This window comes from Alcanivorax sp. DSM 26293 (assembly GCF_900107995.1).
GTDB lineage: Bacteria > Pseudomonadota > Gammaproteobacteria > Pseudomonadales > Alcanivoracaceae > Alcanivorax.
Genome location: NZ_FNUM01000003.1, coordinates 114691 through 137149 on the forward strand (window position 1 = coordinate 114691; position 22459 = coordinate 137149).

Annotated in this window: 20 protein-coding genes and 1 other RNA gene; 7 read left to right on the forward strand and 14 right to left on the reverse strand. The window is 60.0% G+C overall.

The window, feature by feature from the left end; all coding sequences use genetic code 11:
- Positions 1-9: 9 nt before the first annotated feature.
- The 9 genes from C4S63_RS06885 to C4S63_RS06925 form a co-directional block, all read right to left on the reverse strand.
- Positions 10-1365, reverse strand: coding sequence for an outer membrane protein transport protein (locus tag C4S63_RS06885; protein ID WP_062815336.1), 1356 nt, complete (start codon positions 1363-1365; stop codon positions 10-12).
- Between the two features lie 318 nt (positions 1366-1683).
- Positions 1684-4860 (reverse strand): Ig-like domain-containing protein, encoded by a 3177-nt coding sequence (locus C4S63_RS06890; RefSeq protein WP_103917125.1) that lies wholly within the window; start codon positions 4858-4860, stop codon positions 1684-1686.
- 10 nt (positions 4861-4870) lie between these two features.
- Positions 4871-6235: an OmpP1/FadL family transporter gene (locus tag C4S63_RS06895; protein ID WP_062815334.1), complete on the reverse strand. Its 1365-nt coding sequence runs from the start codon at positions 6233-6235 to the stop codon at positions 4871-4873.
- Positions 6236-6490: 255 nt separating this feature from the next.
- Positions 6491-8092 carry an iron ABC transporter permease gene (locus tag C4S63_RS06900; protein ID WP_103917126.1) on the reverse strand — a complete coding sequence of 534 codons (1602 nt, stop codon included), beginning with the start codon at positions 8090-8092 and terminating at the stop codon, positions 6491-6493.
- Positions 8093-8095: 3 nt separating this feature from the next.
- Positions 8096-9109, reverse strand: coding sequence for an extracellular solute-binding protein (locus C4S63_RS06905; RefSeq protein ID WP_197463389.1), 1014 nt, complete (start codon positions 9107-9109; stop codon positions 8096-8098).
- Between the two features lie 130 nt (positions 9110-9239).
- On the reverse strand, positions 9240-10493 hold the full coding sequence (locus C4S63_RS06910) for an FAD-dependent monooxygenase (RefSeq protein WP_234999958.1): 1254 nt from the start codon (positions 10491-10493) through the stop codon (positions 9240-9242).
- A gap of 259 nt (positions 10494-10752) precedes the next feature.
- Positions 10753-11934 carry an FAD-dependent monooxygenase gene (locus C4S63_RS06915; RefSeq protein ID WP_103917127.1) on the reverse strand — a complete coding sequence of 394 codons (1182 nt, stop codon included), beginning with the start codon at positions 11932-11934 and terminating at the stop codon, positions 10753-10755.
- A gap of 208 nt (positions 11935-12142) precedes the next feature.
- On the reverse strand, positions 12143-13459 hold the full coding sequence (gene pepP / locus C4S63_RS06920; RefSeq protein WP_103917128.1) for a Xaa-Pro aminopeptidase: 1317 nt from the start codon (positions 13457-13459) through the stop codon (positions 12143-12145).
- 35 nt (positions 13460-13494) lie between these two features.
- The gene (locus C4S63_RS06925) at positions 13495-14079 is read right to left on the reverse strand and encodes a UPF0149 family protein (RefSeq protein WP_062815331.1); all 585 of its coding nucleotides are present in this window, start codon (positions 14077-14079) and stop codon (positions 13495-13497) included.
- 249 nt (positions 14080-14328) lie between these two features.
- Between C4S63_RS06925 and C4S63_RS06930 the strand changes: the two genes are divergently transcribed.
- From C4S63_RS06930 to C4S63_RS06945, 4 genes are all read left to right on the forward strand, one after another.
- Positions 14329-14541 (forward strand): TIGR02449 family protein, encoded by a 213-nt coding sequence (locus C4S63_RS06930; protein ID WP_035246082.1) that lies wholly within the window; start codon positions 14329-14331, stop codon positions 14539-14541.
- A gap of 51 nt (positions 14542-14592) precedes the next feature.
- The gene (locus C4S63_RS06935) at positions 14593-14904 is read left to right on the forward strand and encodes a cell division protein ZapA (protein ID WP_103917129.1); all 312 of its coding nucleotides are present in this window, start codon (positions 14593-14595) and stop codon (positions 14902-14904) included.
- Between the two features lie 334 nt (positions 14905-15238).
- A non-coding RNA gene (gene ssrS, locus C4S63_RS06940) (6S RNA) lies at positions 15239-15422 on the forward strand.
- Between the two features lie 59 nt (positions 15423-15481).
- On the forward strand, positions 15482-16063 hold the full coding sequence (locus tag C4S63_RS06945) for a 5-formyltetrahydrofolate cyclo-ligase (protein ID WP_103917130.1): 582 nt from the start codon (positions 15482-15484) through the stop codon (positions 16061-16063).
- On the opposite strand, the gene C4S63_RS17365 is transcribed toward C4S63_RS06945, so the two are convergent.
- Together C4S63_RS17365 and ilvA are read right to left on the reverse strand one after the other, a co-directional pair.
- Positions 16044-16193, reverse strand: coding sequence for a hypothetical protein (locus tag C4S63_RS17365; RefSeq protein ID WP_156478221.1), 150 nt, complete (start codon positions 16191-16193; stop codon positions 16044-16046). The two genes, C4S63_RS06945 and C4S63_RS17365, sit on opposite strands and share 20 nt — an antisense overlap.
- 293 nt (positions 16194-16486) lie before the next feature.
- Entirely contained in the window at positions 16487-18010 is a 1524-nt protein-coding gene (gene ilvA / locus C4S63_RS06950) for a threonine ammonia-lyase, biosynthetic (RefSeq protein WP_255409062.1), read from the reverse strand.
- Positions 18011-18161: 151 nt separating this feature from the next.
- Here ilvA and rpiA point away from each other — a divergent pair, with 151 nt between their 5' ends.
- Entirely contained in the window at positions 18162-18815 is a 654-nt protein-coding gene (rpiA, locus tag C4S63_RS06955) for a ribose-5-phosphate isomerase RpiA (protein ID WP_062815327.1), read from the forward strand.
- Positions 18816-18883: 68 nt separating this feature from the next.
- On the opposite strand, the gene C4S63_RS06960 is transcribed toward rpiA, so the two are convergent.
- A complete protein-coding gene (locus C4S63_RS06960) occupies positions 18884-19387 on the reverse strand; it encodes a hypothetical protein (protein WP_062815326.1) in 504 nt (167 codons plus the stop codon).
- Positions 19388-19493: 106 nt separating this feature from the next.
- A complete protein-coding gene (locus C4S63_RS06965; RefSeq protein WP_062815325.1) occupies positions 19494-20444 on the reverse strand; it encodes an alpha/beta hydrolase in 951 nt (316 codons plus the stop codon).
- A gap of 112 nt (positions 20445-20556) precedes the next feature.
- Between C4S63_RS06965 and C4S63_RS06970 the strand changes: the two genes are divergently transcribed.
- Both C4S63_RS06970 and C4S63_RS06975 read left to right on the forward strand, forming a co-directional pair.
- The gene (locus C4S63_RS06970) at positions 20557-21207 is read left to right on the forward strand and encodes a flavin reductase family protein (RefSeq protein ID WP_103917132.1); all 651 of its coding nucleotides are present in this window, start codon (positions 20557-20559) and stop codon (positions 21205-21207) included.
- A gap of 75 nt (positions 21208-21282) precedes the next feature.
- Positions 21283-21708: an META domain-containing protein gene (locus C4S63_RS06975; protein ID WP_103917133.1), complete on the forward strand. Its 426-nt coding sequence runs from the start codon at positions 21283-21285 to the stop codon at positions 21706-21708.
- A gap of 101 nt (positions 21709-21809) precedes the next feature.
- Here C4S63_RS06975 and C4S63_RS06980 read toward each other — a convergent pair whose 3' ends face one another.
- Positions 21810-22442: a hypothetical protein gene (locus C4S63_RS06980; RefSeq protein WP_146063363.1), complete on the reverse strand. Its 633-nt coding sequence runs from the start codon at positions 22440-22442 to the stop codon at positions 21810-21812.
- Between the last annotated feature and the right edge of the window lie 17 nt (positions 22443-22459).

The window sequence follows — 22459 nt, forward strand, 5'->3', positions numbered from 1 at the left end:
ACACCTCCGTTAGAACTTCACCGTGATAGCGCCGGAAAACACATGGACATCGCCATCAGCGGTTACCACTTCATAGGGGTTCGCCACACCGGGACGGTTGGTGGTCAGCTCGAAATCCCGCTCTTCCAGTTTCTGGAACTGGTAACCGAAATCAAGGCGCAGCGGATAAGCGAGGACGGGCGGGTTCTGGATAATCAGGGATGAGCCCACGCCGACAATCAATTTGTCACTGTCCAGGTAGTTCACGTCCGGGGTCTGGATGCTTTCCAGCGGGCTTTCCTGATACGCCACACCGCCGGACAGAATCAGGTGATCGTTCACCGTCCACTCGGCACCGATACGGGGAACCACAATGTCCTTGAACTCGGCGAAGGCCTGGTCCTTGACCGTGTCGCGGGCCAGCTCATCTTCCAGGTCACTCCAGTTCTGCTGTTCTACGGTAACGGCAGCGCGGAAGTTGTCGGTGAAGTGATACAGCAGACCGGCACTGAAGATATCCGGCTGATAGGAATCGATGGTATCGATCAACACAGTAATACCCGGATCAATAACGGTACCGGGAATGGTCAGATTGGATTCCACCGCGGTGCGGGCCTCGGTGTGCCCGCGGAAAGCAAAAGCGGTCTCAAGACCGGTCCAGATGCCGCAGTCTTCCTTGCCGCAGAACACCTTGTCCCATTCCAGATTCATGGACAGCACCGGACGAATCACCGGCTTGGCAGACACGGTCAGCTCTTCGCGCTGGGTTTCACCGGCCAGGTTGGCGCTGGCGATCAGGGTAGCCTCAGAACGCAGGGAGATGTGTGCGGAGGCCCCGGTGGTAATACCGTTGGCCAGTTCGAGGCCTCCACCAAGGTTCAGGAATAATGGCTGTCGGCCGTAATTGAAGAACTGGCCTTCCATGCTGGTGCTGGAGTCAAATGCCAGCATTTCCTCACCGAATTTTTCCACCCCGGCAATAATCGCGAAGTAGATCGGATGTTCGAACTTGGTCATATCGGTGAGGTCGGTCTTCAGCGCAATGACCTGCTGCTGGGACAGGGTGTCATTCAGTATGTCACCGTCACGAATCACCGATGGGGCGCCCCCGCTGGGATTGCCCTGGCTGACGGCACGCAGTTCCTGGTCACCGTGCAACAGACCCACCGTCAGTTCCCCACGGGGATCGCGGGTCAGGTAGGCCGGGTTGTAATAAAGCGCTGATGCCTGGGGATTGAACATGGACAGACCCATGGCGGTCCCCACATCGGCAGGTAGCAGACCATAGGTGCTGGCCGTGTTACCCATTGCAGCGAAAGTAGGGGTCGACAGGGCAGTGCTGACAATGACAGCAGCTCCCCAACGGGCGAGGGTTTTCGTAGTCATAGCGCTTCTCCGGCGTTTGTTATTAGGGTTTTCGCCTCAGGTTAAGGTCCCAGGCGACAGGAGAACAATGCGTGAAGCTATGCAGCCTCTCACCTATTCCCCCCTGTGTGTATGCAACAAGTCAAACAAAACGCGAGTGCCAGCGCCGTTGGCAAAAAGTTGGGAATGGTTGAGAAAAGTTGATGGGAGCACCGGTATTGTTAAACGATGTAACCGGGGGGTTTCGGTTTGCCGTCGCCAGGGCGGCTATGTCACAGACAGGTAGAGGAGCATAAAAAAGCCGGCCCGAAGGCCGGCAATGGCTTGGCAAGGAAGACGTTACTGCTTGATCGGCTCACCCAGGTACTGAAGCTTTACGCCGCCCGCCGGAATTTTCAGATAAATTTTCAGGTTAAGGATCAACACCGACAGATTCACGTCTACAGCGATATCGTTGCTGTTCAGCTGCTCGATTACCATGCGCCCGTCCGGCAGGAAAGTGACCGGCCCGGCCAGATTCATGGTCAGCGGATAGCTGTGCTGGTTATGGGTGCCATCCAGCAGGATGTGCATGTAGGGCGCGTCCAGATACAGGTCCACATCAGCGCGAAACTCCGGCCCCTCCGGGGTTTGCACAATCCAGCCGGGGATCAGCCCCTGGCGCTCCCATTCGTCATAGACAAAACTGCCATCCGGATGCTTTTTACCACAGAAATTATCCGCGTCTTCCGGCCAGGCCACACACTGGTAACGCATACGCATGAACTGGGTTTCTGTGGGGGTGTCGCTGTCAAACAGGCCGATGATTTTCACTTTCAGTGTCACCGATGATGCCTGAATCAGGGTGGGATACAGCCCGATCCTGACAGCCGGCCAGGCTTCAACGTCCGGTGTCGACGGATCATCGTAGGGTTGTGTGGCGCCGATCACCTCGGAGTTGAGGCCACCGACCACATGAATGCCACACTGCTCCGGCAGATCACAGACCAGCGCCGGATCGGAGACGCCTCCTTCGCTGCCGTTATCGCCCTTGCTTTCATCAATGATCAGTGCCGTGGTATTGGCACCGGGCTCACCGCCGTTGTAGCCAGGCTCTCCCGCATCAAAATGGCCATTGCCGTTCAGGTCCGCCGTGGGCAGGTTCTTGAGTGGCTGGAAGACACTGGCAACCGGCGCGCCGGCAACGAAGTGAAGATGCATGTCGGGTCCACCCATGTCGCTGTCCGGGGCCCGTAACAGAGCGGTCTGCAGACGCTTGCCATCGGTGGCGCAAATGGCCTCGCCACTGCGGCAATCATCCGGTTGCTGGGCGGATGTCTGATTGACGCTCATCAGGATGTAACGGTAATAGGCACCCTCTTCCCAGGGTTGGGACGGGGTAAAGACCAGGCGACGATTGCCCACCTCCAGCTTGCCGGTCACACCCGCCTCACAGCGGTATTTGCGTTTGCCGTCTTCGTCATAGCGCAGCGGGCGCCCCGTGGCTGGGTCCAGCTCCACCTTTTCCACCCGGAAGCTGCCCACGTCACAGGCATTGGTATTTTCAAAGACCACCGATTCCGCGTCGATATCCCGGGAGAAATTCACCCGGATAGCACGATCTGTCGGCAGCGAGGGCACCGGATTGCGGTCGTCTTCCACCTTGCCGCCCTGGCAGAAACCATGGTTCCCCGCTTCGATTTCCCAGTGCGCCTTGTCGGCGGCACAGGGGAAGCCCGGATAGCTGGTCAGCACGATGGGGGGCGCCAGGTCCCCCACCTGCTGAGGCAGATTAAAGGAAGCATTGACCGGAACCGCGGGGTTGCCGGCCAGGTCGGTGACCCGGGAGCTGACCATGGCGGTATAGCTCTCGCCGAATGCCAACGGAGCAACCGGGCGCATCACCAGGGAGGCGCCATCCAGATACCAGTCCACCGCCACATGGCTGCCATCCTGTTGCAGGACGAAGGTGTCGCCGGCGCTGAGGCTGGACGGATCCAGGGGCTCATCGAAATTGAGGATCACCGCATCGCCGGGGCGGGCGCTCAGCGCTGTGCCCGACTCGTCCACGGCGGGGACCATGGACTGCAATTGTGGTGCGGTCATATCCGGCACCGGTTGCGGCGCGTTCTCCTGATCCTCGTAGGACTTCATATGGAAGCTGAGCAGCCCAAAGGCGGTTTCCTGGCCCAGGACTTTCGGCTCCACGATACCCACCGCATCAATTTCCATGCGGCCCTCTTTTACCAGCGCCATGCCATTGAGTTCCACATGCAGCAGGGTCTGGCTGAGGGCGCCGTTGGCCTCCGGGTTTTCCGCCGTCATGGACACATCCATGTACAGCTTCACCTGCTTGGGCGCTTCATGGGCATCACTGTAGGGGTTGGGCAACAGGTAACCTGACGCATCCGACAGGAAGGTCACCGCGATGGCGCCGGTGTCGATGCCCGCCGCCACTTCCCCCGCCACCTTGACGGTCACATTGGTGCCGGTGAGCAGGCTGTTGCGGGGAATCCGCAGTGGCGATACCTGCGGATAATTCGGCAGGTAGGCCAGCTCCGCGAACACATCGCCAGTCTGCATGGTCGCATCCTTGTCGCCCAGCAGGGTGGACTGGATTGGCACACAGTTCATGGTGGCGCCGGTAAGCTTGGCCACCAGGGCATCCGGAGCATTGCACGGGTCGTTCTGGTCCTCACTGGCGCTCAGGGCTTCCTGCACCAGGGTCGCGCGGGGCATGGAATCCCGGGCGGTCCAGCTCTGCTCGAACCCGCCGGTGAGCTGGGCCTGATCCACACCACGTACCGACGGGGTGAATTTCAGGGTGTACCTCTGTCCCGGGGTCAGATCCTGGAGAGGATCGATGGTCACCGCATTGCCTTTGACCAGCAGCGCAGCGGGCACGGTATCACCCTCGTGTTCCAGTTCCACGGAAGCTCCACCGTCGGTGTCGCCATATTGCATGGTTCCCGGGTCAAGCATCTGATTGAAGCGCACCCGCAGGGTGGAAAAATCCATGAAGGGCAGCGCATTGCCGTCCGGGATCACCTGACTCACGGCCAGATCCGGCGTGGCCATCCGGGTGGACAGGGGTCCGTCATGACTGAGGCGTGTGACGAAATCCAGGCCACCATCCGGGAACACCGGACTGCCCTGGGCCGTTTCGATGCCGTCGATCACCAAGCGGTAATGGCTGTGGCTCTGAAGCGAGCTCTGCGGCTGCAGCATCACGCCCATGCCGCCATCCAGCGATTGCGGGTCACCCAGGGCCACCTGGTTATCTCCCGTGTCCTCACAGGCGTCGCCCAGCTGGCCACAATCGAGCAGGGTAAAGTGACTGGCATCCACCGCCATGGCGTGGGAAAACCGCAACACCAGCGGCGTTTTTGGTGACAGGTTCTGCTGCCCGTCATAGGGATAGCTGTAATACACTTCCGCCTGCTGCCAACCGGCAATGGACGGGGTATCTCCGGCATCTCCCCCACAGGCGGCCAGGGTCGCCGCCGCGGCGGCCAGCCATAAATTTCTTGTTGTCATCGCCGATCTCCTAGAATTTCAGGGTGATGGAGCCGGAAAACACGTGTACGTCCCCTTCTGCGTCCACACTTTCGTAGGGTTGCGGGAAGGACGGTGAGCGGCGGTCGTAGAGGTCAAAGGTGCGGGTTTCCAGCTTCTGGTACTGGTAAGCCAGGTCCAGACGCACCGGGAACGCCAGCACCGGCACCGACTTGTACTGGGCAGTGAGCCCCAGCCCCAGGATCCACTTGTCGGTATCCAGGTAGTTCACTTCCAGGGAGCCGTCGGAATCCAGCGGCGATTCGCTGAAGGCCACCCCACCGGTGACCATGTAGGTGTCATCCAGGTGGAATTCGCCACCCAGCCGGGGCACCACGATGTCCTTGAACTTCAGCTCATAGGGGGTGCCTTTGTACTGCACCGCCTGATCCTTGATGGTGTCGCCTTCCAGCTCTTCTTCCAGCCGTGACCATTCCTGCATTTCCACGGTCAGGCCCACCCGCCAACGATCACGCCCGTAGGCCAGACCGGCGGCATAGATGTTCGGCTGGTAGGAATCCACGGTGCTGATGGCCAGATTGATACCCGGATCCAGCACAGTGCCGGGAATGGTGATGGTGGAATCCACCGTGGTGTTGGTATTGGAGTAACCCCGGAAACTGAAGGCAGTCTCCAGACCGCTGTACCAGCAATCGTTGCCGTCACCACAGAAGCTCTCACCCCAGTCCATGTTCATGCCGAAGATCGGACGAATGGAGGGCTTGGCTGACACGTTAAGCGTCTCATAGCTGGTCACCCCGCCCAGGGTGGAGGTGGCCACCAGCTCCGCTTCCGAGTGAAGCGTGATGCGGGCGGACAGCCCCATATCCAGGCCACGCCAGATCTGCGTGCCGCCGCCCAGATTCAGGAACAGGGGCTGACGACCGAATTCGAAGTACTGGCCCTCGACGGAGGTCTGGGAATTGAACGCCATCATTTCCTCGCCGTACTTCTCTACTCCCAGCATGAACCCCAGGTACAGGGGGTGGTTGAAGCGGGTCAGCGAGGACAGGTCGGTTTTCATGCCCAGCAGAGTGTGCTGGGAAGGCGAATCCTGCAGCGTATCGCTGCTGCGCGGCAGCGGCGCGGCGCCACCCAGGCTGCTTGCGCGCAATTCATGGTCCGCATGCAATAACCCGGTGGTCAGCTCGCCCCGATCATCCTGGGCCAGGTAGGCCGGATTGTAGTAAGTGGCGGAGACCTGGCTGTTGAACAAGGACAGGGCCTGGGCAGACGCCAGATCCGACGGCAACACCCCGTAGGTGGTACCGATGTTGCCCATGCTGGCCATGGCCGGCGAGATACACACCACCCCAACGCCCGCCACAACCGCAGGCAGCAGTTTTCGCATTGTCATGAAGCTCTCCAAAAAGACGCGCCCGTACCGGGGCTATTGTTATTTTCAATTTGCATACACAGTTATGTGCGCAAAAAGTTGGCATTAACGTACCAACTTTCCTTCACGAATACATCACGGGAAATGGCTACACCGTCACCAAATTTACATATATACACAAAAAGAAACGTTACGATATCGGTACAGCTAGGGAGATGTTCGTAGCTTTTTCGAGGAAGTTAGGCCATTTGCAGGATGCAATAGCCGACAGGACCATCAGCCCTGGGGGGAATCCAGTCGCTCGGCGCGTCGACGGGTCAGCACCATCACCGGGATCAACCCCAAGAGCACCAGGGTCAGCGCCGGGGCGGCAGCCCGTTGCCACTCCCCCTCGGCGGTCAACTCGTAAATCCGGACTGCCAGGGTGTCCCAGCCAAAGGGGCGCAGCAGCAGGGTGGCCGGCATTTCCTTCATCACATCAATGCCCACCAACAGCAACGCGGTGAGCAGGCCCGGCAACATCATCGGCACATAGACCCGACGGCCCACTTCCGCGGAGGATGCCCCCAGGGTACGGGCCGCCTCCACCAGGCTGGGACGCACCTGCTGGAGGGCGTTTTCCACCGGACCGAAACCCACCGCCATGAAGCGCACCACATAGGCCAGCAACAATGCCGCCAGGGTACTGACCAGAACGATGCCCAGCCCCAGGTCCGCCAGCCAGCCCTCTACCGCACTGAAGCTGATCATGATGCCCACCGCCAGCACCGACCCTGGCAAGGCGTAGCCCAGCGTCGCCAAGCGCACGGCCACGGACACGGACCGTGACGGCTGATGCCGCTTCACCCAGGCCAGCCAGCCGGCCAGACTCAGCACCAGCAGGGCGGCCATGGTCCCGAGCAGGAAGGTCCTCCAGATCAGATTGAGGAAACGGGCATCCACCTGCATCAGGCCGTTGTCGATCACCCAGTAGAGCAGGCGGCTGACCGGCAGCAGGAAGGCCATGAACAACACGGAAAAGGCAAACAGCGTCACCCCCCAGGCCAGCCGCGGACGACTGCGCAGGGTCTGCCGCCCACCAATTTCACTGTAGCGGGCACGGCTGCGGCCGCGCCGTTCCAGCCACAGGGCCACCACCACAAACAGCAATAGCAGGGAGGCGAGCTGGGCGGCTGCCTGCAGGTTGAACAGGCCGTACCAGCTCTTGTAGATGGCCGTGGTGAAAGTATCGAAGTTGAAGATGCTGACCGCACCGAAGTCCGCCAGGGTTTCCATCAACGCCAGGGCCAGCCCAGCAGCAATACCGGGCCGCGCCATGGGCAGTGCCACCCGGAAAAAGGCGGACGAGGCCGTATCACCGAGGATACGGGCCTGTTCCAGCACCGCCCGCCCCTGGGCCTCGAAGGCCAGCCGGGCGAGCATGTAGACATAGGGATAGAGCACCAGGGACAGGGTGATCACCACCCAGAGGGGATGGCGGGCACTGAAGTCGGGCAGCATCGGCAGCCACTGGCGCAGAAAGGTCTGGATGGGACCGGCGTAATCCAGCAAGTCCACCATCACGAAGGCGAGAACATAGGCGGGCATGGCCATGGGCAGCAGAAGCGCCCATTGCAGCCAGCGGCGCCCGGGAAATTCCAGGGTGGCCACACACCAGGCCAGGGACACGCCGAGCAGCAGCACCCCGGCGGACACCCCCACCATCAGGAACAGGGTGTTGCCCACCAGCCGCCACAGCACCGTGTCGAGCAGGTGCTGCCAGGTGGCCCATTGCTCCTGCTGCCAGGCGGCCAGCAGGACCACAATGGGCACCAGCACCAGCAAGGCCAGCAGCAGAACGCTGGCTCCGCTGGCGGACAGGGCTCCCCGGGTTCGCACCGGTTAGCGGTACCCGGCGCGGTCCATCAGTTTGACCGCATCCACCTGCAAGGCACCGGCCACACTGACGTTGAGATCATCCGACTGGAATTCCCCCCAGGAAGCCACCTCTTCGGCGGGCTCCACGGCGGCATTCACCGGGTACTCCATATTGCGGTCGGCCAGCAGTTTCTGGGCTTCCGGCTGGCTCATCCACTCCAGCAGGTCGCGGGCCTTTTCCGGTCGCGGCGCATGGCGGGTGATGCCCGCGCCGGAGATGTTCACATGCACGCCGCTGGAATCCTGATTGGCCCAGAACAGGGACAGGGGCAGCTGCGGGTTATCCTGCTTCATGCGGCCAAAGTAGTAAGTGTTTACTATGCCCACATCGCACTGACCGGCCACGATGGCTTCCATCAGAGCCGTGTCGTTGGAGAACACGTCGGTGGCCAGATTCGCCACCCAGCCACGCACGATTTCCTCGGTTTTTTCCTCGCCCAGGCGCTGGATCATGGTTGCTACCAGGGACTGGTTGTAGACCTTCTTGGAAGTGCGCAGACAAAGACGCCCCTTCCACTCCGGGTCGGCCAGGGCTTCATAGCTGGACAGGGCGGCCGGATCAACGCGCTCGGGGGAATAAACCAGGGTGCGGGCCCGCACGGTCAGACCGAACCAGCGGTTCTCCGGGTCGGTCAGTTCCGCCGGCACATTGGCGGCCAGCACCTGGGAGTCCAGGGGTTGCAGCAGGCCCTTGTCCGCCGCATTCCACAGGTTACCGGCATCCACCGTGATCAGCATATCCGCGGGGGAACGCTCACCCTCCGCCTGCAAACGGGCGGTCAGGGCGGCGGCGTTGTCAGTGATATAGCGGATTTTCACCCCGGTAGCCTCGGTGTAGGCATCGAATACCGGCTTGATCAAATGGTCATTGCGCGAGGTATAGACCACCAGCTCTTCTTCAGCGGCGGGTTCGGAACAGGCCCACAGGCCGGTAAGCATGACAGCGGCGGCAGCCACAGTGGCAATGGCTCGCATCATAGCGGACTCCATAAATGCACAAGGAAACAAGAATGATTCTTAATTGGGCGGCAAGTATGGCAGGAATTTATGCCAAGCTCTAGAGCCTGTCGGCACTATTTGCCGCGCCCCTGCGGACCGCTCAATACCCTCAAGCCCGGGGCCGCGCCCTAACCGGTAAGTCGGCGCCCCGCCCCATGGCCTGGCTGGCAAACAGACGCTTGAGTGGCCCGGCCTGATTGACCCAGCGCATGCCGGTATTGCGCAACCAGCGCACCGGCAGGGCCCGCTGCCCGAACAACTGCTGAAACCCGCGCATGGCGTTCTGCATGAGCAGATTCTCGCCACGGCGACGACGCTGGTAACGGGCCAGGGCCGCACTGTCGGCACAGGACCGCCCGCTTTGTGTGGCACGCTCCACCTCTTCTGCCAGCACCGCCGCATCCAGCAGGCCCAGGTTCACGCCCTGTCCGGCCAGCGGATGTATCACATGGGCGGCATCGCCCACCAGTGCCAACCCGGCTGCCACATAGCTGCTGGCATGCCGCTCCTGAATGGGAAACACCGCCCGCTCGCTGAGCAGGGTCACTTCACCCAGCGCCTCGCCCGTGGCCGCCTGCAGTTCGGCCGCAAAATCCGCCGGCGCCGCTTCCCGCAGCCGGGCAATCCGCTCCGGCCAGCCAGACCAGACGATGGAACACTGCCGCTGTTCACCCTGTTGCGGGTCACTGTAAAGCGGCAGCAACGCCAAGGGGCCGGATTCCATGAATACCTGACGGGCACAGGCGTTATGGGGCAAGGCAGTGGCGATGGTCGCCACCAGCGCATGGTGACCGCTGTCACGGGCGCCACCACTGATACCGGCCCAGTCACGGACCCGGGAGCGGGCGCCATCGGCACCCACCAGCAGATCTGCCTGCCATTGCTCATCGCCCGCACGGACCTGCCAGCGACCCTCTTCACGGCGCGCCCCTTCAACGGCCACCCCACAGCGCCAATGCAGGTTCGGGTAGTCCGCCGCACGACGGTACAGGGCGGCCGCCAGGTGGCCATTCTCCAGCAACCAGCCCAGGGATTGCGCTCCCACTTCCCGGGCGCGGAACAACACTTCACCGGTGCCATCCTGATCCCAGACCTGCATGGCGTCGTAGGGCTGCACCCGGCTCATGTCCAGGTACTCCCAGACACCACTGTTCTGCAGCAGCCAGTGACTGGCCTCGGTGAGCGTGGACACCCGCAACTGGGCCGGGCCGGTCGGCATCACTGGCGCCGGCGCACCATCCAGCACCGTCACGGTCAGCCCCTGCTCCGCCAGCAACACCGCCAGCAAGCCCCCGGTCATGCCACCGCCGACAATGACGATGTGTTGTTTTTCGCTTGCAGGCGACACGCTATTGGGTTGCACGCTTTGTCCTCACGTTTTCAGGTGCTTTGAGTTGAAAGTTCAAAGTTTAAAGTTGAAACACGACGCTCGTTTAGTGCCAGCCGAGCGGCGCTTCCCCCGCGTCCATACATGACAGGGAAAAGATTAAAAGCAAGGTCCAACCTTGGCGCCTCATTGCTACGGTGCATTCTACGGGTCTTGCGGCGCGGCGTTGACGCAAATCGTGTGGCTACAAGTTTCGCTCGCGTTTCAACTTTAAACTTTGAACTTTCAACTGCTTTCACAAGCCCATGGCCCGCCGCGCAAACCCCTGCCGCAGACCGGGCAGGATATCCATGGCCACCAGCCCCAGCTGTCGGCTGTGGGCGAACAACGGCTGCTGCACCCGGAACAACTCCGGTACCCAGCGGGAGGCCTGGCTGATCAGGGCCTGGTCCTGTTCCCGGCGTTGCACGTATTGCTGCAACAGGGACAATTCACCCGGTGCCGGGGCAGCGCCAACGGTGCTGGCCAACTGCACCAGATCGCGCACGGTCAGGTTGAAACCCTGCCCCGCTACCGGGTGCAAGGTATGGGCGGCATTGCCCACCACCACCCCATAGGGAACCGCCTGGGCACAGGCATGGGTCAGCACCAGCGGGTAACGCTGGCGTTCGCCGATACCGGTCAGCCGCGGCGCATCCGCCGGGCATTGCTCCTGCAACCGGGCAAGCAATGCCTCGGGCTCCATGGCCATACAGGTATCCACCTGATCACGGGGGCCGGTCCAGACCAGGGCAAAACGGCGATCCGGCAGCGGCAACAGGGCCAAAGGCCCATCGTTGAGGAAACGCTCGTAGGCAATGCCCTGGTGATCGCTGGCCAGGGACAGATTGGCAATCAGGGCATCGTGGCCGGTGTCGCTGCTCCGGGCACTGACCCCCAGCCATTCGCGGGTCCGTGACCCGGCACCATCAGCGGCGATCAATAACGGCGTGGTCAGGGTGCGGCCGCTTTCCAGGGTGGCCTGGTAGCCATTGTCCAGACGGCGAATGGCGCTGAGTCGTTCCGGGGCCAACACCTCAATGGCGGCATCCGCATACAGGGCTCGCAACAACACAAACCCCAGCCAACGGTTTTCCACCACCGCCCCCAGCGCCGGCACGCCCTCTTCGCTGGCGCGCAGACGGGTGATGCCGAGCCGGGAGCGGCGCGAGACATGCACGGTATCGATATGGGCGGCGTGTTCGCGAATGGCCTCGCCCAATCCCAACGCATCCAGCACCTCCAGGGTGCCTGCGGACAGGGCGGTGCTGCGGGCATCGAAACTGGGCGTCAGCGGCGGTTCATCGGGCAAGGTCAACGGATGACTTTCCACCAGCGTCACGGCAGCGGCGCAATGATGACGCAACAACAACGCCAGCAACGCCCCGGCCATGCCACCGCCGACGATAACGATGGGTTGATTTTCGCTGCTCTCCATACGCCCTATCCGTAGGGCGGAAATTCCTGCAAGGAATCTCCGCCATCAATGCCCCAACCCTTTTAGTTGAAAGTTAAAAGTTCAAAGTTGAAAAGCGCGAACCAGGGTTTTATGGGCCCGAAGTCAGTACCCGCGCACCAGCGCGGAGTGCCAATCGCCAGACACAACACAAAGATGTCCTCGCGTTTTAACTTTCAACTTTAAACTTTCAACTGCCTTTCATGATCTTTTCAATATCCGCCACTTCCTTGGGCACCTCGTGGGTCAGCACATCACAGCCGTCCCGGGTTACCACCACATCGTCCTCAATGCGGATCCCGATGCCTCGCCACTGCTCGTCCACGCTGTCGTCGTCCGGCGCCACATAGAGTCCCGGTTCCACGGTCAGTGCCATTCCCGGCTCCAGTTGCCGCCACTGGTCCTGCACCCGATAGTCGCCCACATCATGCACATCCAGACCCAGCCAGTGACCGGTGCGATGCATGAAGAAACGCCGGTAGCCTTCGGTTTCCACCAGCTCGTTGAACTCCCCCTTGAGCAGGCCCAGATCCAGCAACCCCTGGGTGAGGATATGCACCACTTTTTCGTGGGGCACATTCCAGTGATTATCCGGATGGGTGGCCGCGATGGCGGCGTGCTGACTGGCCAGAACCAGTTCGTAAAGGGCCTGCTGGGGCTTGCTGAATGTGCCATTCACCGGGAAGGTACGGGTAATGTCCGAGGCATAGTGTTCCAGCTCGCAACCGGCATCCACCAGCACCAGGTCGCCGTCTTTCAGTTTCTGGCTGTTTTCGATGTAGTGCAGGATGCAACCGTTGGCGCCGCCACCGACAATGCTCGGGTAGGCCGGGCTACGCGAGCCGTTGCGCATGAACTCGTGGATATATTCCGCTTCCAGCTGGTACTCCATCATGCCCGGCTTCACCGTCTGCATGGCCCGCACATGGGCGCCGGCAGAAATACTGGCAGCGCGGCGCATCAACTTGATTTCGGCAGCGCTCTTGAACAGACGCATGTCGTGAAGATGGTGTGCCAGGGCAACGAATTCCCCGGGCGGCTGGGCACCGGAGCGGACCCGCTCACGGATACTGTTGACCCAGCCCATCAGACGGCGATCGAATTCCGCATCGTGACCTAGGTCGTAATAGACCCGCTCACGGCCCTCGATCAAGCCCGGCAGGATCTCGTCGATATCACCGATGGGGAACGCATCATCCGCATCAAAATCCGTCACGGCCCCATCGGGGCCGGCCCGGTAGCCGTTCCAGATTTCCATGGCGCGGTCGCGCTCGCGGCAGAACAGCACATACTCGCCGTGCCCCCGGCCCGGCAACAGCACCATGATCGCCTCCGGTTCACCAAACCCGGTCAGGTACCAGAAGTCACTGTTCTGCCGATAGGGGTATTCCACATCCCGGTTACGGGTGCGTTCCGGGGCCGCCGGCAGGATGGCAATGCTGTTGGGCCCCATGATGCCCATCAGTTCCTGGCGGCGACGGGCGAATTCCTGGCGGTTGATACTCAAGAGCTCTCCTTAATGTGGCGGCGCTAACAGCGTAATCAGTGTCGGGTCGGTGGCGTCTGCGGTGCCGGTGCCGGCTTGCCCTGATGGCGCATGACCAGCTCAGTGTAAATCATCAGCGCCGCCATCCGGCAGTGCTCGGCCACCTGCTCGAACATGTCTTCCTCTTCATCGCCGTCGTTTTCCGGGGTCGCCACCTGGCTGATCGCTGCCAGGTCGGAGAGAGCTTCCTGGATGCCCGGTGACAGATCCTTGTCGTGGGTATTGGCAGACCCGGTGCCGAACCCCACCAGAAAGCCCTCGCACCACTGGGCCACCGCCGCTACCCGCAGGCCCAGCTCCTCTTCATCCCCGGGCAGCAACAGGGCCAGGTCCAGCCCAGTGCCCTGAAACCCGTCGTGAAGCTGATCTCGCAATGTAAGCAGTGCCGCCGAGAGGGCACCGTCAAAGCCGCCATCAATATCCGCATGGGCCGCCAGCACACCAAGCACTTCCTGGTCCTGGCCACCATGGCCGGTGGCCAACAGCCCCGCCAGCACGCCTTGCAATTCACTGGGAGAGTGGGCCACGCCGGCTGCCGCCAGCCCCTGGGCCAGGACTTCAAAATCGATCAGGTTGGACATGCATCTATCCGTTTTTCGGGGAATTGGAGGTTATGCTCAGGCAGCCTGTGAATAATGTGCGCTAAGTGGCTACCACTATTGAATTTCGTTGACCCTTGCAAACCCCACACCTATAGTTGAAACAACCTCTAATCCGGGTGGGAATGCCATTGCCGGAAAATACCGGCAGGGTGAGGGCCAATCACTGGCTCCATGGGAACGCCGGGCCGCGAAAGGCCCACACCTTAGGCGAACAGCGTACATTTTGCCATGACGACGGAACAACAACTACGGCAACTGGAAGCCCGCGTCGATGACCTGCTGCGCATCAGTGCGCGCCTGCGTCAGGAAAACCAGTCCTTGCATGAGCGCGAGGCCAAGCTGGTGGAGGAACGGGCACAGCTGCTGAAAAAAAACGATGTGGCTCGCAACAAGGTCGAAGCCATTATTTCTCGTCTGAAATCCCTGGAGCAGGAGTCCTGAGCGTGGCATCCTGCCTGACACTGATCCACAGCCAATGCGGTGCCCTCGGCCATGTCTAACGAAAACTCCCTGGTGATTCATCTACTGGACAAGGAGTATCGCGTCGCCTGCCCGTCCGGTGAACAGGACAATTTGCTGGCCGCCGCCCGCTATCTGGACAAGCAATTGCGGGAAGTCCGTGACGCCAATGTGATCGGCCTGGAACGCATTGCCATCATGACAGCTCTGAACATGAGCCACGAACTGCTCAACGCCCGCAAGGCGGTGTCCGAGGACTCCGACAGCGAAGCCCGGGTCCAGGCCCTGCTCAGCCGCCTGGAAGACGAAATCCAGGCCTTCGAAGACGCCCGCCGGAAGCTTTAATACACACTTCACTTTCTACAAGGCTCCTGTAGGAACCGAGCGTAGCGAAGGTAACAGCCGCAGGCTGGCCCGAAGGGTGAGCGAAGCGAATAACACCTCTCGAGGTGCGAACCCGAGCCCAAGCGAGGGAAGGGGCCCGACCAACCCGCTCTCCTTTCTGGAAAGACCTGTCGATCCCCGGCATCCCTGATCGCCCTGCGGGCGATTTCCACGCTGACGCGTGGTTCGTCCCCTGGAAGGGAACTCCTACAGCGACTCCGAGTAAAGGCCAACGAAATCCCTTTCCTGTCAAGTCCTGACCTGTCCCCGACACCCCTGTTATACTGCACGCGAGTGTTTCCTGGCCCGTTCGCCAGAGGGTCATGTCCCCGAGCCGATAATGTAATACCCGGGGGCAAACATTACCTTGCCTGTGTGCATGTCCGCCCATTGAGCGGAAAGCCTGAAGGTGGGGTTGCTGCCTCCACCTTGAACCTACGGTTCAAGGGTCAAGCCCGCAGCGGCGGACCGGGAAGCACCCTTTCTTTTTCCTCCCGGAGCGATGATATCAACGCTCCGGACAGATTCCGGCCAGCCCATGACCGCAGCCTTGCGGCGGCAACTGCGCCGCCAGTTTCGACAACAACGCCGCTCCCTGACTGCGGGGCAACGCCGTCGGGCCAGCCACCGTTTCGGCGCCAGGCTGGATCAGGCCCTGAGCCATCGCCCTGCCCGCCATCTGGCGCTGTATCTGGCCAACGACGGCGAGCTGGATCTGCGACCTGCTCTCGGCCACAGCCGCTTCCAACTGGCCACCACCTATCTGCCCCGCCTGGACCCGATCCGCCGCGGCCATCTGCAGTTTCGCCTCTGGCAGCGCCACCATCCCATGCGCCCCAACCATTACGGTATCGCTGAACCGGCACACTATTATCGCGGGCGAGCCCTGTGGGCACTGGATGTGATTCTGTTGCCGGCGGTGGCGTTTGACGCTTGCGGCTATCGGCTGGGTATGGGGGGAGGGTATTACGATCGCACCCTGGCGGATCTGCAACGCAGACCGAGGCGGCCCAGGCTGGTGGCTGTGGGCTATGATTTTCAGAAGGTGGGCGAAGGGACCCTACCGGTGGCCCCGTGGGACCAACCGGTAGATCTGACGGTTACTGCTGGATGTGACTGACAACAACACCGGCGCTATCTGCGTAACGTTGGTAATCGTTTTCATTGCCGCCGTGGGTAAGGCTGCTGATCAGCACCCCCAACCCGAATATCACAGCCAGTAGCACCAGGGCGTCCGGCTTCTTTTTCATTGTTTCTATCCCCAAAAAGCGGTACAGCAAAATAAAAAGTGACCCAAAAGTCGTAACAAGAGTGTCACTTTAAACCTATTACGAAATGTAAAATGCCAACCGGGTCAAAATTTGATCACTTTAAGGTGCAAAGTCAAGCAGTTAGCCGGTCTTGCTGACGTTTCTTAACAAAAACCCTCGTTAAGTGACGTCTGCAAGCCGCTTTAAATGCAATTATTAGTTATGCAACCAGGAAGTCGTGACTCACGGGACATCAACAGGGACTGACAGGTCTGTCGCCATTTAGTTCAGGACTAATCAAGAAACAGCCGGTAGGCCGGGTTGTCGCTTTCTTCCACCATGGGATAGGGGACTTTCTTCAGATCCGCCAGCAGCCGGGAGTGCTTGCCGGACTCCACCTGAAACCCCACCAGCACTCGCCCATAGGCCGCGCCGTGGTTACGGTAGTGGAACAGGCTGATGTTCCACTTTTCCCCCAGGGACTGGAGAAACTTCATCAGGGCCCCCGGGCGCTCGGGGAATTCCACCCGGAACAATCTTTCCTGCATGTCCTGGCGAGGGGCGTGCCCCCCTACCATATGGCGGATATGCAACTTGGCCATTTCGTTGCCGCTCATATCCACCACCGGGTAACCACGCTCTTGCAGCTCCGCCATCAGGGCCTGTAGCGCTTCACCACCCGGGCGCAACTGGATGCCCACAAAAATGTTGGCATCCCGGTCATCGCTGTATCGGTAGTTGAACTCGGTGATACCTCGACGCCCCAGAGCCTGGCAAAAGGCGCGGAAGGCGCCAGGGCGCTCGGGGATGGTCACCGCCAGAATCGCCTCACGCTGTTCACCCAATTCCGCCCGCTCAGACACATGGCGCAGGCGATCAAAATTCACATTGGCACCGCTCTGGATCGCTACCAGGGTCTGATTTTCCACCTGGTGCTTGGCCACCCAGTTTTTCAGGCCAGCCAGTGCCAGGGCACCGGCGGGCTCGCAGATGGCCCGGGTATCCTCGAAGGCATCCTTGATGGCCGCGCAGATTTCATCCGTGGTGGCGGTAATCACCTCATCCACGTGATGACGCAGGATCTTGAAGGTTTCCTTGCCGATCTGTTTCACCGCCACACCATCGGCAAACAAACCGACCTCCGCCAGCGTGACACGACGATTTTTATCCAGTGCAGCCTTCAAACAGGCCGCATCTTCCGGCTCCACGGCAATCACCTTCACATCCGGGCGTACGTATTTCACGTAGGCCGCCACGCCGGCAGCCAGACCGCCACCGCCAACCGGAATAAAAATGGCATCCAGATCCCGGCTCTGCTGCCGCAGGATTTCCATGCCCACGGTGCCCTGGCCGGCGATGACATCCGGATCATCATAGGGGTGCACAAACGTCAGGTTATCGCGCGCTTCCAGTTTGCGGGCATGGGCCAGGGCTTCATCGAAGCTGTCACCATGCAACACGGCCTTGCCACCATGGTTACGCACCGAGTTCACCTTGATATCCGGTGTGGTCCGCGGCATCACGATAGTGGCCTTGATCCCCATGGAACTGGCTGCCAGCGCCAAGCCCTGGGCATGATTGCCGGCGGAGGCACAGATCACTCCATGCTGAAGCTGCTCGTCGGTGAGCTGGCAAAGCTTGTTGTAAGCCCCACGCAGCTTGAAGGAAAACACCGGCTGCAAATCTTCCCGTTTGAGCAATACCCGGTTGCCAATACGTTTGGAAATCAACGGCGCTGCATGGATAGGGGTTTCCACCGCCACGTCGTAGACGCGGGATTGCAGTATCCGTTTGACGTATTTGTCCAGCATTGACAGTTCCGGGTTGGTGTTTGGTGCGCAGGAAGGACTAGTCTAGGGGGTGACCGGGATAAATGCGATAGGTCAGCGGCTCTCCAGGGTCGAGTCAACGCCACACCTGCCCTATAATCCCCGCAAAATTCATTGATCGGCATGACAGGACAATTTCATGGACCAGGATGCGCTGAAAAAACAGGTCGCCGAGGCGGCGCTCCGCTTTGTGCCTGAAGGCGAAGTCATTGGTGTGGGCACCGGTTCCACCGCCAACTTCTTCATTGACGGTCTGGCCAGTATCAAAGACCGCATCAAGGGCGCCGTGGCCAGCTCCGATGCCACCGCAGAACGACTGAAGGGACACGGCATTCCGGTATTGTCTCTGAACGACGTGGATTCCCTGCCGGTATATGTGGACGGCGCGGATGAAGTCAACGGTCACCGGGAAATGATCAAGGGCGGCGGCGGCGCGCTCACCCGGGAAAAAATTGTTGCCGCCGTGGCCAGACAGTTCGTCTGTATTGTTGACGGCTCAAAGCAGGTGAAACGGCTGGGGCGCTTTCCGCTGCCGGTGGAGGTCATCCCCATGGCACGCTCCCACGTGGCCCGCAAACTGGTGGCCCTGGGAGGGCAGCCGGAGTACCGGGAGGGCTTTGTCACCGATAATGGCAATATCATTCTGGACGTTCACAACCTGGACATTCTCAACCCCATCGAGATGGAAGAAAAAATCAATAATATCGTGGGCGTTGTCACCAATGGCCTGTTTGCCAAACGGCCGGCGGATGTGGTCCTGGTAGGAGAAAATGGCAGCGTCAATCAATACTGAAACGCTGTTATTTTGCACAATAAAAAAGGGCCGCATGGAGCGGCCCTTTTTCGTTCCTGGCAGGGTGATTAGTCCCAGAAGTTGAACCAGGATTTTTCTTCTGCCTTGCCGTTTCCTTCCGCATTGGCTTCGGCATTGACGGAAGCACCGTCAGCGCTCACATTGGCGCTGGCATTCACGTCTGCCTTGGCAGCGTCTTTCATGTCTTCCGCAGCTTCACGCTCGGCTTCCATGCGCTCTTTCGCTGCTTCGCGCTCGGCTTCTGCACGCTCTTTGGCCGCTTCCTTTTTCGCTTCAGCCTCTTCCTTCATGGCTTCTTTCTTGGCCTTGGCTTCTTCTTTCTTCGCTTCAGCCTGCTCTTTCATGGCTTCCTTGCGTGCCTTGGCGTCTTCCTTCATTTGCTCGGCGTTGGCTTTTGCCGCATCACGCTGATCACGGACAGACTGCTCAGTGGCTTTGGCATCCGCTTCGGCATTAACGGCAGCGTTGATACCTGCGTTCAGGTCAGCGATTGCTGCCTGGCTCATCATTGCAGCACCGGCGGTCATGGCCAGCATCCATTTCTTATCCATGCTTAAGTCTCCTTGAAACAACATTCAAAAGGCATATTGCCAATATGTGACGCTACCATCAGGAAATTCGCGCCGCAGCTCAAGTAACAAAGCGTAAAATCGATAATCAGTCGAGATATTGATCAATAATCGCGAAAATTTTACCGCGAAAGTCTTCATGTTCATTGGCCAGTTGATGGCGGGCACCGGGCAACATATGAATCTGTGGATCCTGAAATTTTTCCTGAATCACTTTCAGGTTATGACGCCAGTCCACGGTTTCGTCCATGTCACCCTGTATCACCACCGGCGACACCTTGATTCGTGATGCTTTTTCAAAACCCGGCAACCATTTTTTCAGCGCAGACACCCACACTGCAGACACTCTCTTGGCCTGTAACGGGTCCTGGTTTTCCAGAAAATCCAGAAAATCCGGATCATTGGAATTGATGGTAAAGACGCGTTTGATGCTGCGGGCAAAAGGGCGGATAAACGTGTGCAACCAACGGGCTGAAGACCATTTGAACGGTCGTACCAGTGGCGCCAGCAGGATGACATGTTCAAAGGGATTGGCATCGCCGTCGCCACGACTGATCAGATAATCCATCACGATCGCTCCGCCGGTACTCTGGGCAATCACATTCCAGGGACGGGGAAAATGGTTATCCGCCAGCGCCAGGCATTGTTCAAGCACATCCCGATAGGTCCGAAAGTCATCGATCACGGCCTGGGGGCCGGAACTCAATCCATGGCCGGGCAGATCATAGGCCAGCACCGCGTAACCCAGCTCCAGTAAATGGCCGATGATATGCCGGTACAGGCCCACATGATCAAAGTAGCCATGGCAGACCAGCACCGTGCCCCGCGGCGCCCGGGGGCGCCAGGCATGCACGGACAACTGGTGGCCGGCCGCTTCGAAATAGCCAAAGCCATGTTCCAGATCCGGTAACTGCTCTGCGAAATTCAGACCATAGTAGGCCACATATCGCCGGGTAGACTCACTGAGCGGATCAAACGCCTCCCAGTTAAGCGGCTGCCATTCCTGAACAATGTGATCACGGTCGAAAGGATTTGCCATAGCCGGTAAGAGCCTGTTTCGAGTCTAGTCGTAGTCGCACCGGAGTTCATACAGATCTCCACGGTTTACTCACGGCGACTTCTGATAATACGGCGCCAGGAGGAAGCACACCATGCACCTGACCGCCGATACTCTCAAGGACCTGCCCCGCCAACAGCGGGTCAATCTGATCAACAGCCTGTCCGGCTTCAAGAGCGCCAATCTGCTGGGCACCCGTGCCGCCAATGGCCAGGAGAACCTTTCCATTGTCAGTTCCTGCTTCCATCTTGGCGCGGATCCTGCCTTGCTGGGCATGATCATTCGTCCCCACTCTGTGGACCGACACAGCCTGGAGTACCTGATGGAAACCGGTTTCTACACGCTCAACCAGGTGCATGGCGACATGGTCCCTGCGGCGCATCAGACCGCGGCCCGCTACCCCCGCGACGTGTCCGAGTTTACCGCCACCGGTCTGACCCCGGCCTACCTGCCGGATTTCCCGGCGCCTTTTGTGGAACAGGCCCGCATCCGCCTGGGCATGGTATTGCTGGAGACACACACCCTGCAGGTCAACGATACCGTGATGGTAATCGGTGCCATCGAACATATTCAGCTGCCTGGCTATGCGCTGGGCAGTGACGGCTATGTGGATATCGAAAAGGCGGGCACCGTGGCCCTGTCTGGCCTGGACAGCTATCACCTGACCCACCGCCAGGCGCGCTGGAGCTATGCCAAGCCGGATCAGCCCCTGCGCCGTCTGGATCCGGACCACGATCATGGCTGAGGGAAACTATCCGCTGCCATTGGGGACTAACCGGGACAGGACGCCCTGATACCGTGCGATCAATAAGGACCCGACATGCAAACACTCAAGCTTTCCCTGCTGGCAGGTGCCGCCCTGACGCTTGCCGCCTGCAGCAGCCACCCCACAGGAACCGATACCATGTTCACTTCCGAGCAACTGCAGGGCAGCGCCTGGCAGGTACAGCGCCTCAACGGTGACCATGTGGGGGATGCCCTCATTACCCTGAACTTTCATGAACCGGGACGACTGGCCGGCAAGGCCGCCTGCAACAACTACATGGCCAGCTACACCCTGGACGAGGACACGTTCTCGGTGAAAACCGGCGGCGTCACCATGATGGCGTGCCCCCAGCCGCTGATGAAGCTGGAGCAGCAATTCCTGGATGCCCTGGAAACCATCGACCAGGCCGACATCAATGACGCAGGGCAGCTCATATTACGTGGCGGCGACATGCGCATTGAGGCATCACACCAACCATAGCGGCTGTATGCAGCGTCATTATGTAGCACAGGTCATTTGTGACTCTCCGCTCATTACGGCAGTGAACGAGAATATTGCAGGCCCTCCAGACACCGCCAGCATCATGACAACCACAAATGGCGTAGATCGATAGCGGGCATGAGTGCACGGGAATGCCGCGTCAGCGCTACATCTGCGGCATTAGCGCCAGGAGCCTCACTCACTTTAGCCGGTAGCTCCGCGCACCCGACTCGCTCTGCAATGGGAACACCATTTGAGCTGCGCTTGAAGTAACGGCGCAAAGACGATACGGGGCAGGTGTTACTCCTTTCAAAGACATACGCTACCATCCCCGCGTGTGGCATGGCCCAGGCGTACCGGCCGTCGAGAAACCTGTCGATGCCTTCTTTTCTGTACCGGTCGAGGTGACGTTGCTGATCAAGCACTTTGCACTCGTAGAACAATGCATCCTGCGTTTCATCCGCCACCACTTCACGGGGATTGGAGGGATAAATGGTGATATCAGGCATCTGATCAATTGAGTCACCGCCGCGGGATTCAACTTTCGAGTCACGCGTCGGCATGCCAAAGATTTCGGGTATGAAGCGGGCGATATCGCGGTTCTTGCGAATAACCCGAAGCTCTTTGAGAAGCGCGTTGGTGATTTTATCTTCGTCCTTGGCGCAAATGGCGGCGTCGGACCTGTCCTTCAATCGAGTCCATGCAAGGCATATGGCCGCTTCCGCCGCCTCCAATAGCCTCCCATGCCACC

Excerpts from the sequence above, each read along its gene's own strand:
- C4S63_RS06925 (WP_062815331.1), bottom strand. The coding sequence starts at position 14,079 with ATGTCCAACCTGATCGATTTTGAAGTCCTGGCCCAGGGGCTGGCGGCA.
- C4S63_RS06975 (WP_103917133.1), top strand. The coding sequence starts at position 21,283 with ATGCAAACACTCAAGCTTTCCCTGCTGGCAGGTGCCGCCCTGACGCTT.
- C4S63_RS17365 (WP_156478221.1), bottom strand. The coding sequence starts at position 16,193 with ATGAAAAAGAAGCCGGACGCCCTGGTGCTACTGGCTGTGATATTCGGG.
- C4S63_RS06965 (WP_062815325.1), bottom strand. The coding sequence starts at position 20,444 with ATGGCAAATCCTTTCGACCGTGATCACATTGTTCAGGAATGGCAGCCG.
- C4S63_RS06935 (WP_103917129.1), top strand. The coding sequence starts at position 14,593 with ATGTCTAACGAAAACTCCCTGGTGATTCATCTACTGGACAAGGAGTAT.
- C4S63_RS06885 (WP_062815336.1), bottom strand. The coding sequence starts at position 1,365 with ATGACTACGAAAACCCTCGCCCGTTGGGGAGCTGCTGTCATTGTCAGC.
- C4S63_RS06905 (WP_197463389.1), bottom strand. The coding sequence starts at position 9,109 with ATGATGCGAGCCATTGCCACTGTGGCTGCCGCCGCTGTCATGCTTACC.
- rpiA (WP_062815327.1), top strand. The coding sequence starts at position 18,162 with ATGGACCAGGATGCGCTGAAAAAACAGGTCGCCGAGGCGGCGCTCCGC.
- C4S63_RS06890 (WP_103917125.1), bottom strand. The coding sequence starts at position 4,860 with ATGACAACAAGAAATTTATGGCTGGCCGCCGCGGCGGCGACCCTGGCC.
- C4S63_RS06915 (WP_103917127.1), bottom strand. The coding sequence starts at position 11,934 with ATGGAGAGCAGCGAAAATCAACCCATCGTTATCGTCGGCGGTGGCATG.
- C4S63_RS06945 (WP_103917130.1), top strand. The coding sequence starts at position 15,482 with ATGACCGCAGCCTTGCGGCGGCAACTGCGCCGCCAGTTTCGACAACAA.
- C4S63_RS06960 (WP_062815326.1), bottom strand. The coding sequence starts at position 19,387 with ATGGATAAGAAATGGATGCTGGCCATGACCGCCGGTGCTGCAATGATG.
- C4S63_RS06930 (WP_035246082.1), top strand. The coding sequence starts at position 14,329 with ATGACGACGGAACAACAACTACGGCAACTGGAAGCCCGCGTCGATGAC.
- C4S63_RS06970 (WP_103917132.1), top strand. The coding sequence starts at position 20,557 with ATGCACCTGACCGCCGATACTCTCAAGGACCTGCCCCGCCAACAGCGG.
- C4S63_RS06895 (WP_062815334.1), bottom strand. The coding sequence starts at position 6,235 with ATGACAATGCGAAAACTGCTGCCTGCGGTTGTGGCGGGCGTTGGGGTG.